Consider the following 15,877-nt stretch of genomic DNA (forward strand, 5'->3'; position numbering starts at 1 on the left):
TTTCTAAACCGCTGCTTCCCGGATTTTTATGAATTTTGTTTTCCGGATTTTATCATGGATTTTAAGTGAAAAAGGGCCTGCGATATACCTCCGACTTCATTGATCAGCCCGGCGTCCACCGCCTCTTTTCCCACGAGGATCGTTCCCAAATCCTTTGTCAATTCGGTGTTATCCATCATCATCTCTTCCAATTTTTCCTGAGTTGTCCGGCTGTGCTCCGCAATAAAACCGGTGATCCGATCCTGGACCCGTTTAAAATAGGCATAGCTCTGAGGCGCCCCGATCACCATTCCGCCCATCCGTACCGGATGAATCAACAGCGTCCCCGATTCTACAATAAATGAATAATCCGTCGATACAGCCAAAGGCACGCCAATGGAATGAGAGCCCCCGAGAACAAGGGATACTGTCGGTTTACTTAAGGAAGCGATCATCTCGGCAATGGCCAGGCCGGCATCCACATCGCCCCCCTGAGTATTCAACAGGACAAGCAGCCCCTCCAACCCATCGTCATCTTCAAAGGCCGCCAGTCTCGGCAGTACATGATCATATTTTGTCGCTTTGTTTTGATTCGGCGCCGCCTCATGGCCCTCGATCTCTCCAATGATCGAGAGTAAGAGAATTTTCTTTTTCTCCTTATTTTCCTCCAGAATCATCTGTCCGTTTTCATTGAGATTTTCATCCTTTTCCTGATTCATATTTTTCACCCTCCTGCTTTTATCGCCTTCTGCCATAGTATTTATCGAAAAAGAATAAAAAATACATTATCTCTGCGCTTCCATCACATTAGAAATCATGCTATGATAGAATCATCTATTTTACAGGAGGTATCACATGTTCAGACAAATCCATGAAAATCCGGATATATATACAGTGCCGGTTGTTCTTCCAAATAATCCGCTGAAAAATTTAAATTGCTACATTATTAAAACGCCCAAAGAGAATCTGGTGATTGATACCGGCTTTAACCAGCCCGAATGTCTGGCGGCTTTAACCGAAGGATTAAAAGAGCTTGAAATTGACATGGATCGCTCAACTCTTTTTTTGACTCACCTTCATTCGGATCATACCGGTCTGACCAATCATATCGCCACAGCCAAAACCCGCATTGTCATCAGCGATGTGGACTATAATTATTTAAAGACACAGCATGATGAAAATTTCTGGCCATGGATGGAAGAGAAATTTTACCGTGAAGGGCTTTCCAGAGATTTGATTGAGTTACAGCGAACAGTAAATCCGGCCCGCGCCTACGCTCCCGAATATCTTTTTGACGCCGACACCGTATCCGACGGGGACACGTTTCAGATCGGAGATTATACATTCCGCTGTCTCTGGACACCGGGGCACACGCCTGGACATACCTGCCTCTATATGGAAAAAGAAAAGATTTTATTCTGCGGGGACCATATTTTATTTGATATTACGCCGAATATCACCATGTGGCGCGGTGTGGAGGATTCTCTGGGAAATTACCTTGAAAGCCTGAAAAAAATCAAGGCGCTGGATATCCGCCTTGCCCTTCCGGCCCACAGAAAAAATGATATGGACGTTTATGAACGCATCCGCCAGATCGAGGAACACCATGCACGGCGTATCCATCAAACCCTCTCCATTGTCCGCGAAGAGCCGGGACTTAATGCCTGCCAGATCGGCGCCCGGATGACCTGGTCCATGCGCGGCAAAAACTGGGATGAATTTCCGATTCAGCAAAAATGGTTTGCCATCGGAGAAACGATCTCCCACCTGGATTATCTGATGAAACGGGGACTGATCACCCGTCATGATGAAAAAGAGATCATTTACTATACAGCAAATCAGATGACAAATTAAATCAGGCAGCCTGCGAAAGGCTGCCCCTGTTTTTATTTAATCAAATATTCTTTTCGATTCGGGCCAGGATTTCATTCGAAACCACTGGGTATAGATTTTTTGCAGTCCGAGTTTTTCATACATGAGAAAAGCCCCTGTATTTCCCTGTCTCACCTGCAGATGAGCCTGGGTTGCGCCCATCTTCTTTCCTTTCTCAATAATCCGGCTGCATATTTTCATTGCCAGTCCCTGACGCCTGTAATCTCTATGAACATGAATGGCATATAAACCGATGTAATGTCGTTCCAACACGCCCAGCCCGGTTCCGATCACTTTTCCCTGATAACGAATTTTCACACATATTATCGGCAGACGGATACGCCGGAAAATCTTTTTCTGAATCTTTTCCATCGAAGGGTAGGGAATATCTATCAATTGATTGACTCCATCCAGCCATTCATCATCTATCCGGCTCATCACGATCATCTCATAATCATTTCCCTGACATTTCATTTCCGGAGCCGTCCATCCCTTCAAATCACAATGAAGTACATCAACATATTTGACATTCTCATAACCCCTTGCTTCCAAAAGTTCATCCAAAGCTTTCGGAACAGCCTCCGTCATCTTATAAACTGCCGGCAACAGCAATTCCCGATACTGGTTTTCACAGTAGATGACCTTTTCCTCCAGATCATAGGTTGAATGATAAAAGGGATAGATACAGTTGGCCCGATATGTATAACCGCCGGAAAAATTTAAAATCCACCCGTCATAAATTTCCCGTTCCACAGCCGGAAAGGCATTTATTAAAATCTCTTCAATTTCTCCAATCTGCCGCTGCTCCACAAAAGTTTCCTCCCCGATCAGACAATTTTCATCGGACTAAAATATGCAATATAGAGCCAGACCGCCCAATGAATGAGTGTCAAAACCACCAAAAGTGTACGCCGCTTTGGTGTTGCCGGGTTCTTAAAAAATAAAGTCAGAAAAATTCCAAAGGGCGGCATTAATACACACATGCATAGAATAAACCAAAGCCTGGTATAAAATTTACCTGCCAAAAAACTCGCCCCTTTCATATAAATTTGGTTGAAAATACGATTATTATAACACCTTAACAGCCGAATGTAAAGCCGCGCCCGCAGAGATATACCCCTGCGAAAAAACAGGAACTGTCTTCCGGCAGGGGTATTTTTCAAAGTTTTTATTTATACTGTTTTCACACTTTTTCGGCGGAATAACAGAATGAGAACAAGGAGAGCAGCGAGCATCAGTGCGAGAAGCCGGGCGACAGGCGTAGTATCGCCGGTTTGTACCGCATTGTTGATCGGCTTCTGTTTTTTATTCGTCACCTCAAGCTGATTATCAAAATATTCCGATTTTGTCAGCTCATATCCTGCTGCTTTCTTTATAACTGTCACTCTGCCATCTGTCTCCACCATGAATTCCAGCGCCTCATTCAGCCTTTCATAACCGTTCGGAGCCGATGTTTCCTCCAACAGATATGTCTGACCGGCTGCCAGCACTCCTTTCAGTTCAATCAGGCCCTGACTATCTGTTGTAAGATTTAATGTGCCTGCCTTCACAGCCCCGTCCTCATTAACAAAACTGCCCTTCAGCACAAACTGAGCCCCGCTCAGAACAACTCCGTCCTCAGCCTTCTTCTTAATCCGCAGGGCTGTACGATAATTGGAGAAACTTTCGCCATCCGTACTCAGTTCGATCAGCTTACTGCTTTCTCTGTCAAAGGTAAACTCCGCCGTTTCCAAAGCCCTGCCTGTTTCCTTATCTGTTATCGAATATCCGTCAGCAGATTTCGTCTCCACAAGCTTATAAGTTCCCCAGTCCAGATCATGAATGATCAGTTTTCCTTCGACGTCCAAAGTCGTACCTGCCCAATTATCCACCGCTGAATAGGATTTTCCTGTCAGGAAGGAGCGGACTGTTTCCCACAGCCCCGTGGATTCATTTTGCTGATACAGCGTAAATTCCACATTGCTGAGGGCCTTGCTGACATTTTCCCCATCTGCCTTATATAGAACGACGCTTCCATAAAGCCTTGGATTGGTGATACCCTTTTCCGACAGAGTTCCCTGGACAACGGTCACCTTCGTTTCCGCATTCTCCGCGGCTGCTCCACGGTTTATTTGAATCCTGCGGCCATTTTCATTTTCGCCCAAAACAAATTCTCCAATAAACGGTAAATGTTCCTTATTTCCAACCTGAGCAATGTCATATCCGTCGGCACTGATCTCCGTCAGCCGATAGTTGCCCTTCACAAGTCCCTCAAAGGTCAGACAGCCGTTACTGTCCGTTGTTCCCTCCAGAGTCACCCGGTCGGCTTCTGTCCCGCCTTCAGGGATGCCGCTTAGCTCAAAGGAAACTCCGCGAATTCCTTCACCATTCTCTTCATCCAGCTTCTTCAATGCCACTGCCGCCGCATAACTTTCATTGAGCACAGTAACCTCTGCTGTCTTTCCATGGGCACCCGTATCCGAATCCCCGATGATAAAACTGTGCTTTTCCGTATTCAGCGCTGTCGCCGCCGTCGCTTTTGTCTCAAGGAAATAATATTCTCCTGTCGTGAGACCATCCGCAAAGTTCTTTTTCTCTCCATCAAGGTCAACAAATGTATCCTCAATATTATTTTTAGAACACCATTTACCATCCGCATCAACTGTCAGATTTTCTGCAATCGGTTCATCAAAGCCGACTCTGTACAGGGCAAACTCAACGCCCTTCAACGCTTCATCACCTTTGCCGTCGCCATCGCTGTCAACAAACTTCGTCAGCTCCACATGTCCGCGGATTCGCCTGTCTTCTATGAAAATGGTATAATATCCCCGGTCATCCGTTCTCTGGACCTGCGCGTCACTTCTGTCACTACCCGTAAGGCTGACTACATTACCCTTTGCCAGTCTGAACTCGAAAGGTGCAAAGGAATCATAGCCGGATGGAGCCTTTGTTTCACAGAGAATATAATTCTCTTCTTCCGCAAGCCCTTCCAGATTTATAGCCTCCCGGGCACTGATACATTCTGCCTCCGGCACTGCTCCGCTATTCGGTTTTATCGGCACGCCATCATCATCCACGACAAAATCTGACTTTTTATAAATCGCCAGTTCTGCCCCCGGAATCGGCGCATCCGTCTCACTGTCCAGCTTCTGAATAAAGATGGCTGTCTCCATATTTTTTACAATGATCCTGTCCCTGCTGTCGTTAAGGGAAATGTCCGCATCATGAGATTGCGGCAAGATCACTGTTCCATCAACATCGGCCGTAAACTGTACACTCAATGCCGGTATCCGGGTAATATAGCCTTCCGGTGCCTTTTCTTCCGTCAGCATATATTGTGAACCGGAGGTTATCAGAGAAGTTCCGTCCTCTGCCTGCAGTTTGATTTCTCCTTTCGGATCCGTTACCAGGTTTTCAGCCACAACTCTTCTCCAATTATTATCTGCGTCTAAAACCTTCAGTGAAAATTCCGCACCGTCCAACAGATTCCCGGTATTGTCCTGCTTCTCTAAAGAAATAGTGATCGGACGGTCATAAACCGATATCGCTTTATTATCATTCTCCAATGCTGCATCTGCCGGTGTATTGCCTTCCCACGCAATAGTTCCATCTTCCTTCATTGTAAAGGTATATGTCTCCGGATTCAGTTTATAACCTGCCGGTGCTTTGACTTCCCTCAATTCGTAAGTTATTCCTGCGATCAAACGCCCTTTCAGTATGAAAGGCTTGTTTGCCACGGATGTCCAACGAATTCCTCCATCAATGGATTGCGCCTCAAAAGCCGCATCCTGTCCGGTAACATCATTTGTCACCATCCGGCCTGTCAATTCAAATATTGCGCCGCTCAAAGCATCGGAACCGCCTTCGGCATATTTCTGGAAGGAAATCTCATTCTCCTTATTTTTAACCGTCACACCCAGTGTAAGTTCAATATCGGTTCCGCTCCGCCCTATGGTCACCTCGTTCAACTCCGACGCCCTTTCATAGCCATCCGGCGCTTTTGTCTCCTCGAGCACATAAGTTCCCCAGGCCAGATTATCAAATAAAACCGTTCCATTACGATCGGTTGCTGCCGGTCCCTGAACTTTTTCCCCCTTTGTCAAAATGCCGTTTTCATCCAACGCCGATTTGTAAAGAATAAATTCCGCGCCTTCAAGCACCTTCGTCAAATCTGCTGTATCCACCTTCGTTACTGTCAGCCTGCCCTGAAGTTCGTTATTTTTCAACTCTATGACTGTTTTATCTGTCTCCGAAACCTCTCCCAATGGACATTCCCCGGCCTCTATAGCCGTACCGTCCGGACAGATTTTGAATTCATAAACCAGTTCCTTTCCATCAGACTCATCCACATAACCGGTATAATTTTTTTCATAAAGACGATAGGTTTGACCGGCTATAAGCTTACCGGCCGGAATCATTGCCTTTCCTGTGTCATCGGTTGTGATCACTCCGATACCGTCCACCGGTGTCTCAACGTCTGCTGTACCCCCATTTTTTTCTCCATAGATTACCTGATACAGTTCAAACGCAACGCCTGAAAGTTCTCTGCCATCCTTCGCGTCTGTTTTATGAATCGATACCTGAATCGGTGCATCTGTCACTGTAAGCGTTGATTCGGCGCCAGGATTTTGGTCGTCCGGCTTAAATACATTGTTTTCAATACTTCCACGCACAGCCTCCCCATTATCATTCAGTTTAAAAATATATGTCCCTGTGTAGGCCGTAACATTTCCGTCAGAATCCACAGCAGATGGGAGAATGTATCCATTCGGAGCCTTTATTTCCGTCAGCCGGTAAACACCGCCAACATTAAGCTTCGCAGAATTGAACTTCAATATCTGACCGGCTTTCGTTGTCACCCGCTCCACCTCTGTCCATGGATCATCTCCTCCGTCCGCCAGGTACTGTTCCAACAGAAACTCTGCGCCGCCAGAATTTTTTACACCATCCGTACCATTTTTAACCAGTCCCAGCTCCAAAGGTTCATCCAAAAAGACGATTGTATGACCTTCCGTTGAAGCATAATCCGACCATTGTGTATTTGCAACCGGCACACCGTCTGCAGCAACCGCCTGAATATGGACATTACCGCTGACATCCAGCCAAAATGTAACTATCGCTTTTGACCGTTTGTAGCCTGCAGGCGCTGTCACTTCTTCCAGCTGATAAATATGTTCCGGCACAGCCGCATTCACAGATACAAGAAGCATGCCTTTATCCAAAAGTGTTTCCCCGTCAGGAACTGCGCCAATATATCTTGTTCCGCTTTCAGTTTCCGAATCCGTCTTTCTGAAATCCCCGGTCACCTTAAAGCTATATCCCGATGTCAGCTCTGCAAACGTCCCATCACTCTCTTTGCCTTTCTTTTCAAGCATGATCTCTTCCGGAGTATCCTTTACCGTAAGCTTTAATTGATCATCGCTGACCGACAGGCAGTCGCCCTTCGCAGTAATTATTCCATTTTTGTTGACTGTAAAGGAAACATTTGTCAATGTCGGCCGAATATAGCCGTTTGGAATCTTAGTCTCGCTGACAAAATTGTAGGTGCCTGCCGGAAGACCAATAATTTGAACCGAACCGGTTCGCGCCTTCCCCTCAGTCCACTTTGTAAAGTCTGCGCCATTCCCGGAATAGCTTATTTCATAGCTTTCCGCTCCCTGGGCATCCCGGCTCCAAATAAGGCGTACCTTCCGCTCATTCACGGTCGCCTCAAATGTAAGGCTGACATTATTTAAATGTTCGTTTATATTCTCTGAGGATACTTTGTCCATTGCAAACTGGATACCGGTATTAATCATGAGTTCCCCGCAATGTTCGTCATTACACTGTGTTTCATATACCGGAAGCTCATATCCCGGAAGCTGTTCTTCTCTGAATTCATAATGATATAATATTCCTGAAGGATTATATTTGGGAAGATTTTCCAAAGTAAATGTCCACTTATTATCTGTTTTCTCACCATGAATATCCAGTATATCCTCATAATCTACCTGTTCAGCCTGTTCCGGCAAACCTCCTTCCGGATAACGATAAAGAACAAGCGCATCCCGAAAATCATCCTTATTTCTCATTTCCGGCAGATCATCAGCCCACTCCTTTGTGACATCTATTTTTGTCGTCTGCAGAGTGTTTGTAAAGGCTGCAGTGTATGCCGATGAATCCGGCGACTGCTCTGACTGTTCTTTCACCCCATAGCTTCCATTATATTTCTGCGCTGAGATATCCGTTATTTCTCTTCCATTCGGATTAAGTTCAACAACAGAATAGGTATAAACATCTCCGCTCGGAGCCTTTGCCGGAAGCCCTGTGACCATCGCGCTCCCTGAATCAGATGTATTGCTGCCGGATATATAAAGAATATATTCGGAACCGTCTGCGTTCTTCACCTGCTCAGGCTCAACCGCACTTCCGTCATGCGGCTGATAAGAACGGTAAACATGATAGCCGATCGACCACTCTGTTGTATTATCGTCATCCGCATCTCCTCTCGTGTCATAAACATTCTGATGATCATTAACCCACTGTTTTGTCACCGTAATTTGGGTAGAATCCACACTGTTTTTAACAGTAAAATCACCATTTGTAATACCGTCCGGGGATGAGATCGTCATCTCATACGGCACCGTCTGACTGCCGGACATCTCGGTTGATACCGCATCCGGCCGCATTTCTCTGCCATCGCCGAACTCAACCTTTGTATCCCCAATTTGTATTTCAACAGCCCGATATTTAAACTCTTTATAGGCATCACCGCTGCTATAATATTTCGGCAGATTGCCGTAGGTATGTTGCCAACCGTTACTGTGATTTAAAGTCTGAACATAACCATAGTTCTTTAAATCTTCATTTTCTTTATTCTCGAAATACTCTTTTGCCCAATGCCATTTTTCAGTACCATCGATATCTTCTGCCCAAACCTGCAGTTCAATCTGCACATCCGGCAGTATAAGCGCTGAATTCAGTGTACTCCAGTCTTTCTTCACCGTCATTTTTGTCCAACTGTCATTTATCAGATCTTTCATGGTGATAACACGCCGGTCATCCTGCAATTCATCACTCTTTGATTCAATCTTATCTGCATTACAGATATAATGTTCCGGCACCGGGTCTTCCTTCAGAAAATAGCGGTAAGCCTCTCCGGTGGTCATATAGCCATCCAGCCCGCTGACTGTATATTTCCATTTATTTCCCTCAAGTTCTATCGATGATGTAATATCGCCGGTCACATTATTCCCTTTCGGCCAATCCGTTGTTCCATCCGTTGTTTCCTCCGGATCAAAGGAAATATGTGGGTTTGTTTCTGTACCATCCGGATTGCGCATCACTGACAGGGTAAATACTCCAAGCCGTTCCTCTCCGCCGTCATAGCCGAAACGTCCAAGCACCAGCTTTAATTCCGTTGGCCGGGTTTCAAAATCATTATCATAATCCATCCACTCTTTACTGCCGGAGAGTTCCGCCCTTGGCATACCGGTATAGGTATTCTCTATTTCAACCGTTACATCCGCTTTAGCCTCCTTATCATCGAGGAGTTTAAAGGCCTGTGACCCCCATCCATTATCCGTACACATATCCGGATATGCCGAAGCATTGTTTTCCGCTGACGGCCATCCCGTCAAGCCTGCCTCTGCTGTCACTGTCTCCCCCGGAGTCAGTTTAAATTGAGCCGGCCCGTAGCCTTCCACCGGCGTTTCAACGATAAAATAGATATACGGCGTTAAATTCGGCGCATAAACCAGTTGTTCACCAAAATCCACACCTTTTCCGGCTTTTGCATCTGTCGAACTCAGTGTCTTCTCCTCAATCAGCTTCACATCCGAATAATTCTTTCCCTTATCACCAATTATTCCTTCGTTTTTATACTGATAAAAACGGTACAATTTATAAGTTGTTTCCGGATATGTTTCAATCTCAAAATTATCATAATTGTCTGTCCATGCTTTTTTCAGAGATATGGAACTTACATTCTTTAATGTGTCAAAAGTATTCTTTATATTATATCCATTGACTGTTCCTGAAAGCTGTTCATAGGCATCCTCCACCTTCGAAGCATCCGCCTCTTCGGAAATGGTTTCAACGATCGTATATTTATACATACTTCCCGAAGGATGATATTTTGAAAGGGGACTGCCGTATTCCTCAGCCTTCGTACCCTCCCAATGGTTCTCTTCATCCGGAATGGATGCTCCGGACTTATCATTAAAGCCGACTCTCGCCATAGAAAATGTATATTCCGTTCCCGGGCTGAGCATGTTTTCAATTGCCGATACCAGTTCCACCTGATAGCTTATTTCAGTACCGTCTTTTGAAATAACTGTTAATTCAGTACCACTATCATTCACGGTGCAGATACCCTTTTCATCATACACCTTTGTTGTACTGTCATCGGCCAGCAAATACTCGCCTTTATCATTCATTTTCAGCCGATAAAGCCTGAATGTCAACGGTGGAAGATCATCAACCGGAAATCCCTCCGGAATTTTTTCCCAAATCTTTCTGCCCTGGATCGTAATGTCTTCTTTCAGCTGATTGACAAAGCTATTTCCGGCTTCAAGCATATAAGTTTTCTGCCCATCGCCAGAAACAATAGAACCAACAATCGCATTTTCGTCATCATGTACAGTCACATACTTTCCTGCCGTCTCATCATACTCTACAGTGCTTGTGTTCACACCAGCCTTCTGAAAATCCTCCAGCTTCTTTACCCATCCGTTTGCATACTGTCCCCGAATATAATCCAGGGCGCTATAACCAATCCCTGTAGTCTGATTTGCAAAGTACCGTATCTCCGTGCCGTATTCATCATACTTAGGAAGCTCAAAGCTGGCCTCCCAGGAGGATTCTTTTACATCGGCAACATTTTCATTCCAAAGATACTCCTTAAAATCTGGATATCTTTCTATTATGTACTTTGGTTCTCCCTTATCATCAAGCAGAAGTTTTCCATTTTCATCGTACTCATAGCTGGTATAATACAAATTCAAATAGATATCCGGCCGCTGCTCGTTTTCCTTGCGGTATTCATCCAGCCATAATAAGTACCAGTTATATGTATCTGTTTTCTGCCGTGTATTTGTAATTGTCTGTCCTACATAGGCTGTCCATATATCCGACTCTTCAGGTGTATTATCCTTATATTCGATATCGTCATAGGATACAACATAATTGCTGTCCTGATCTATCTCTTCTTTCACCGAATAATGCACAATTTTTCCGAGGGCATCATACATTGGCAGATTTTTAAAGACAACCGTTTCTATAGAGGCATCATCGGCTTCACCGGTTAATTTCTGACTTTTTGAAACCTGATTTCCATCAGCATCCTGAATCGGCTGCCGGAAATCTTTCTCATACTTCAAAATGCCATATGCAGCATCTAATGTACCTCCTGCATCGCGCATATCCCGAAGCGGCAGTTCGACATATCCTTTTCCATCACTATTATCTATGACATGATCTTCCCATTCATCACTGGAAATAGTTAAAGCAGCCTGCCATTTTGCCCGCTCCTCCGGCGTTGCCATTCCATCCTGCCATTTCTTCGTCACTTCATAGTTCAATATTCCGGTACGACGATTTACAACGGAGTAATAGCCTTCTTCATCAGGCGCATTTGTGCATTCCAATACATCAAAGTTTCCATCAATATTCTTATGATGATAAAGGACCTCATAACAGCTGTCTCCACTCTTCACCGTTGGATAATTTAAAGCAGACACAGTTCCTGCGTCAACCGGATTACTGTCCGCAGAATACTCATATATGCAGAAGCCGCCATCATATAAATTAGCCTCCTGCCACTCTTTTTCATCTGCATATTTCTCCCATCCCGGTATCTCTTTCCAATTCAGATAGCTATTCCCATCGATATCTATATAAGAAGTGCCGCCGTCAGCGGAATTTTCCCTTCGGAGAAGGATCGTCTTTCCTTCAACCTCTGTTTTAAACAGGGTAACGTTCACCTTCCGCCACCAGGATGAATTATCCGATATCGCAACAAAATCTTTACTAAGAAAACCTTCCGCTCCGCCAATTGTTCCATAAAGAAGAACGGCATCTTCCGTATAAACACTAAATTCACACTCACGGCGATCCTTCGTTTCACTGTCATCCAGCCATATCTTGCGGAGAGCAATGTATCGTACTACTCCCGGCCCGCTGTTTGTAATCTGCACCGAATTTTTTTCGACTGCCTGATCATTATCCACATCAAATCCGAAATCATAATCCGATATATATTTTCCGTTATCCTCCTGCTCTTTGACAACATAGGTATAGAAATTTCCATTCTCGTCATATTTCGGCAGATCTTCAAACAGATGAATCCACCCGCTGTCCTTGCTCTCATAATTTCCACCATAGGCCTTATCCGGGTTGGTTTTGGACACTTCTGTGTCCTTTTCCAATTCTTTTTTTATCATCTGTACCCTTGCACCGGAAGCATTATACTGTTCCAGAGTTACAACAATCGGACCCGGTTCACTTGACTCCTGCCACAGTTTTCGCACAAAATATTCTGTCTGGCCTTTCAGTGTATTGGTGATAACAAAAGGCTTTCCATCCTCAATTTTTTCTCCCGAAGTCTCCGAAATAAAATATTCATCGCCATGCTCATAGCTTTCCGCATTTTTCGTGTTCTCATTAACCGTCAGCCGAAATCGGGTTTCTCTCCCAATTGTGTAAGGTTCAATTTCTTTTTTCTCTGATTGGCCTTCGACAGTTTCATAAATCTTCGTCTCCACCCATCGGAATTCAAGTAAATGACCATTTTCACAATATTCATTGACATCCACGCTGCCGGTCCGCGATAAATGATAGGCATCAAAGCCGCTGAGCAGCAGCTTCACTTCCTTACCCTCATTATCCTTTACCTTGTACCAGTCATCCTTTTCATAATGATCCGATTCACCATAACTCTGCGGATTTGGATTCTTATGTTTTGCCTCAAGAGTCAATTCCACTTCGACATTTGATAAATCATCCTGATAATAAGCAGCCTTCCATGTCTTGGTGGCCGAAACGGATATATATTTCTCCTTTCGGTTTGACAAAGCTCCACCATTATAGAGCGATGTATCATCCTCTCTTCTCTCTTCGGTGCCAAAATTATACTTATATCTTACAGGCAGCACATCTTCCCCGGAAAAATATCCCTCATCAGCACGCGACCCATAAAATCGCTGATAATCTGAGTCACTGACGGTTCCTTCCCGCGCAAAATAAATATATCGATATCCGTCAGGGTCATAAGCCGGAAGATTTTCAATAACAAACTGCTCCACAGCATAACCGTGGGTATGCCAATCTTTTACATTCATTGAATCTGACAAATTTTCCGGCAAATCCTTTGTTATATCATTTCCATGCTTATCATACCCTGTATACTGCACCTCCAGAAGATTTCCGGCATCATCATAAAATATCCCTGCAGCGGTCTGATAATTCCCACTGTTATTCCTTGAATAACGCCAAAGTGTCCATCTCGCTTTCGGACGATTTTCCGTATCAATCTTATCGAACTCATCCTGCCAGAATTTATAGGCTGTATACCGCTTAGTCCCTGTTCTCGTCAAAATAATCTTGCCGCCCGCATAGGCCGCGCTCAAATCTGTTCCATGTCCTGGCACATTTGTGTTATCATATTCTATACGATATCCATCAGTCATGGTAATCTCATCCGAACTTCCTGTTCCCTCTTCAGTGACATCTATAAGATCCGTTTGAGACTGCATCCAATAATTTATAACTTTTTTATCCTTATTAAAATATGGCACCCCTTTAATATGGATTTTTACATTTTTACCGCTGTCGTCTGCCGACCGTGTAATATCAAATTCATTGATATTATAGCTATTTTTGAAATATTCTCTCAGCTTGTCAATATCATAATTTTCCGTTCCGCCGAAGGTCGAGCCGTCATTAAAATATAATCCGAAATATTGAAGATATTTGCTCTGCCAATCTCCGGTGAGCGGGTCGAGCCCGGAACGTATATCCATATCGATCAAAATATCCATCAAAGGATACATGATATATGTATTATCCTCATCCTTACATGCCGAATAACCACTGGCCCCCTCAATATTTCCGGGTTTTACCTTATCCCCTACTCCGGTAACCTCAATCTCCCAATCTTTAACCTCAATCTCCGTTGAACCACCATTTTCATCATATGTTTTAACAGATGTTGTCAGTTTATCCGCAGTAAGCGTACGATTCAGAGAATTCTCACCGGTATTAGAGATTTCCAGCCTTCCGCCTTTTTGAACTCCCAAACGTTCTGCCTCATCCGTCGTATAAACATGATAATAACATTCCTTTTCGGAATCCCATGCAAAGTCCTCAATTCTATATTTCTCATTATTATAAGTATAGGTCATAACGAGCGTTAAATCGCCGCCGTGCTCAAAAACAGCACTTGTGGTCGTATCATACCAGATAACCTTTGCCTGAGCCTTACCATTATATTGATACTCAGCAGGCTTACTATCCTGTTTGTCTTCCGCTTTCGCCGCGTAACGCGGAGATGCAATATGATTTAACTGATATGTAAACACCGCGTTATCGGTATTTTCATCCACAGCCATGGATGCAGGCTTTACCTCTATACCCTCAAACGCATCCGGCTTTACCTCATAAAAAACATTTTCCCCTTCTCTGTCCGTTGTAAAAAGGCCGTCAACTGAATAATGCCAAATATTTACGTTATTTTCGTCTTCACGCCAATCAACGGTGTAGTTTGTATATTTTTCTCCATGACAAGTAACTATAAAATGTTCTGCAAAATAAGCTTCGATACTTAACGCATCCGAAGCCGACATAGTTTCTGAATTCCAATGAATACTTCCAGACATAGAATAAGCCGGCAGATAATTGACAAAACGGCTTTCCGTCTTTCTGTCTGCCCCATCGTAAGGGTTCAGCGTCATCCTATCGTCCGGCGTTAGAATCCTATCATCCATCATGCTGCTGAATTCATCCAGAAATGCCTGGTTGACAGCAGTATAACCTTTGATCTTCTCTCTATCTTCTTTTATGGTATAATGAATTTTTGTCTGCCTGTCCCCGTCCGCATATACCGGCAAACCTGAAATGACATAATAATAAGTCTCAAGGCCATAAGACAAATCCGGGTCAGCCTCGCCATTTCCATCCATGTCTTCATTCAAAAGTGTACAGGTATATTGATAGATATCCTGCGCCACGCCATCTGCATATAGATCGACAAGTTCCCTGATATCCTCCGGTCTGCGTTCAGCCAGATTACTTTCATCCATCCAGCTGACAGTAAAAAGCGCATCCATAGACTCCGTTTCTTCTTCAATCAGCGCATCCATAGATTCCGTTTCTTCTTCAATTTCCTTTCCGCTCTCTGATTCAAATTCAATTTCAGCGGATGTTTCCTCTGCGCCATCTAAAGCCGCTGATGTTTCCACACTGTTTCCGTCCTCCGCACTTTCTGTCGTTTCCAATAAACTCTCCTCGTACAGATCCGTAGTCTCAGACGCGGATGATAATAGAGCATTATTTTCTTCGTCATTTAAGTTCACCGCAAATGCGCTTAAATCAACAGACATCAATGTCATAACGGCAGCCATTATAATTGCTAAAATCCGGGTTCCTTTCTTTTTTCTCATTACCCTACACTTCCTTTTACTCTATGTCGCTTTAAAACCAATATAATATTAACTTATCTAACATAATTTATAGCATACCGCTATATGTTTTACATGTCAATATATATGGTAAGGCGATTGAAAGCAAAAAAAAGAGAACACTCTCAATTGAGTATTCTCCTTATGTAAAAAGCAGGGGAAGAGGGATTCGAACCCCCATGAACGGTTTTGGAGACCGCAATACTGCCGTTGTATGATTCCCCTTTATTTTTTCCTTTAAATGACAAAAAGCGGATACCTTCGTATTCGCTTCATATGCCTTCAAAACTACACACTGAAAATGTTTCCCATCCCATTCTTTCCTCTTTGACCAGCCTCCTGGTCATGCCCTCGACCGATTAGTGACAGTCAGCTCCATGCATTGCTGCACT

At 44.1% G+C, this 15,877-nt stretch carries 4 protein-coding genes and 1 tRNA gene; 1 reads left to right on the forward strand and 4 read right to left on the reverse strand.

The annotated features are described in order from the left end of the window. Positions 1 to 26: 26 nt before the first annotated feature. The gene (locus ACMN7X_RS12525) at positions 27 to 734 is read right to left on the reverse strand and encodes a ClpP family protease (RefSeq protein WP_418747802.1); all 708 of its coding nucleotides are present in this window, start codon (positions 732 to 734) and stop codon (positions 27 to 29) included. A 100-nt stretch (positions 735 to 834) separates the two neighbouring features. Between ACMN7X_RS12525 and ACMN7X_RS12530 the strand changes: the two genes are divergently transcribed. Continuing rightward, entirely contained in the window at positions 835 to 1,833 is a 999-nt protein-coding gene (locus tag ACMN7X_RS12530; RefSeq protein WP_418747803.1) for an MBL fold metallo-hydrolase, read from the forward strand. 36 nt (positions 1,834 to 1,869) lie between these two features. Here ACMN7X_RS12530 and ACMN7X_RS12535 read toward each other — a convergent pair whose 3' ends face one another. The 3 genes from ACMN7X_RS12535 to ACMN7X_RS12545 form a co-directional block, all read right to left on the reverse strand. After that, positions 1,870 to 2,661: a GNAT family N-acetyltransferase gene (locus ACMN7X_RS12535; RefSeq protein WP_418747804.1), complete on the reverse strand. Its 792-nt coding sequence runs from the start codon at positions 2,659 to 2,661 to the stop codon at positions 1,870 to 1,872. A gap of 362 nt (positions 2,662 to 3,023) precedes the next feature. After that, on the reverse strand, positions 3,024 to 15,467 hold the full coding sequence (locus ACMN7X_RS12540; protein ID WP_418747805.1) for a SpaA isopeptide-forming pilin-related protein: 12,444 nt from the start codon (positions 15,465 to 15,467) through the stop codon (positions 3,024 to 3,026). A gap of 172 nt (positions 15,468 to 15,639) precedes the next feature. After that, positions 15,640 to 15,710 (reverse strand) — tRNA-Trp (locus ACMN7X_RS12545). Positions 15,711 to 15,877 lie beyond the last annotated feature (167 nt).

Origin of the sequence: Frisingicoccus sp. (assembly GCF_048388605.1) — a bacterium.
Taxonomy (GTDB): Bacteria; Bacillota; Clostridia; order Lachnospirales; family Lachnospiraceae; genus Frisingicoccus.

Excerpts from the sequence above, each read along its gene's own strand:
- ACMN7X_RS12525 (WP_418747802.1), bottom strand. The coding sequence starts at position 734 with ATGGCAGAAGGCGATAAAAGCAGGAGGGTGAAAAATATGAATCAGGAA.
- ACMN7X_RS12530 (WP_418747803.1), top strand. The coding sequence starts at position 835 with ATGTTCAGACAAATCCATGAAAATCCGGATATATATACAGTGCCGGTT.
- ACMN7X_RS12540 (WP_418747805.1), bottom strand. The coding sequence starts at position 15,467 with ATGAGAAAAAAGAAAGGAACCCGGATTTTAGCAATTATAATGGCTGCC.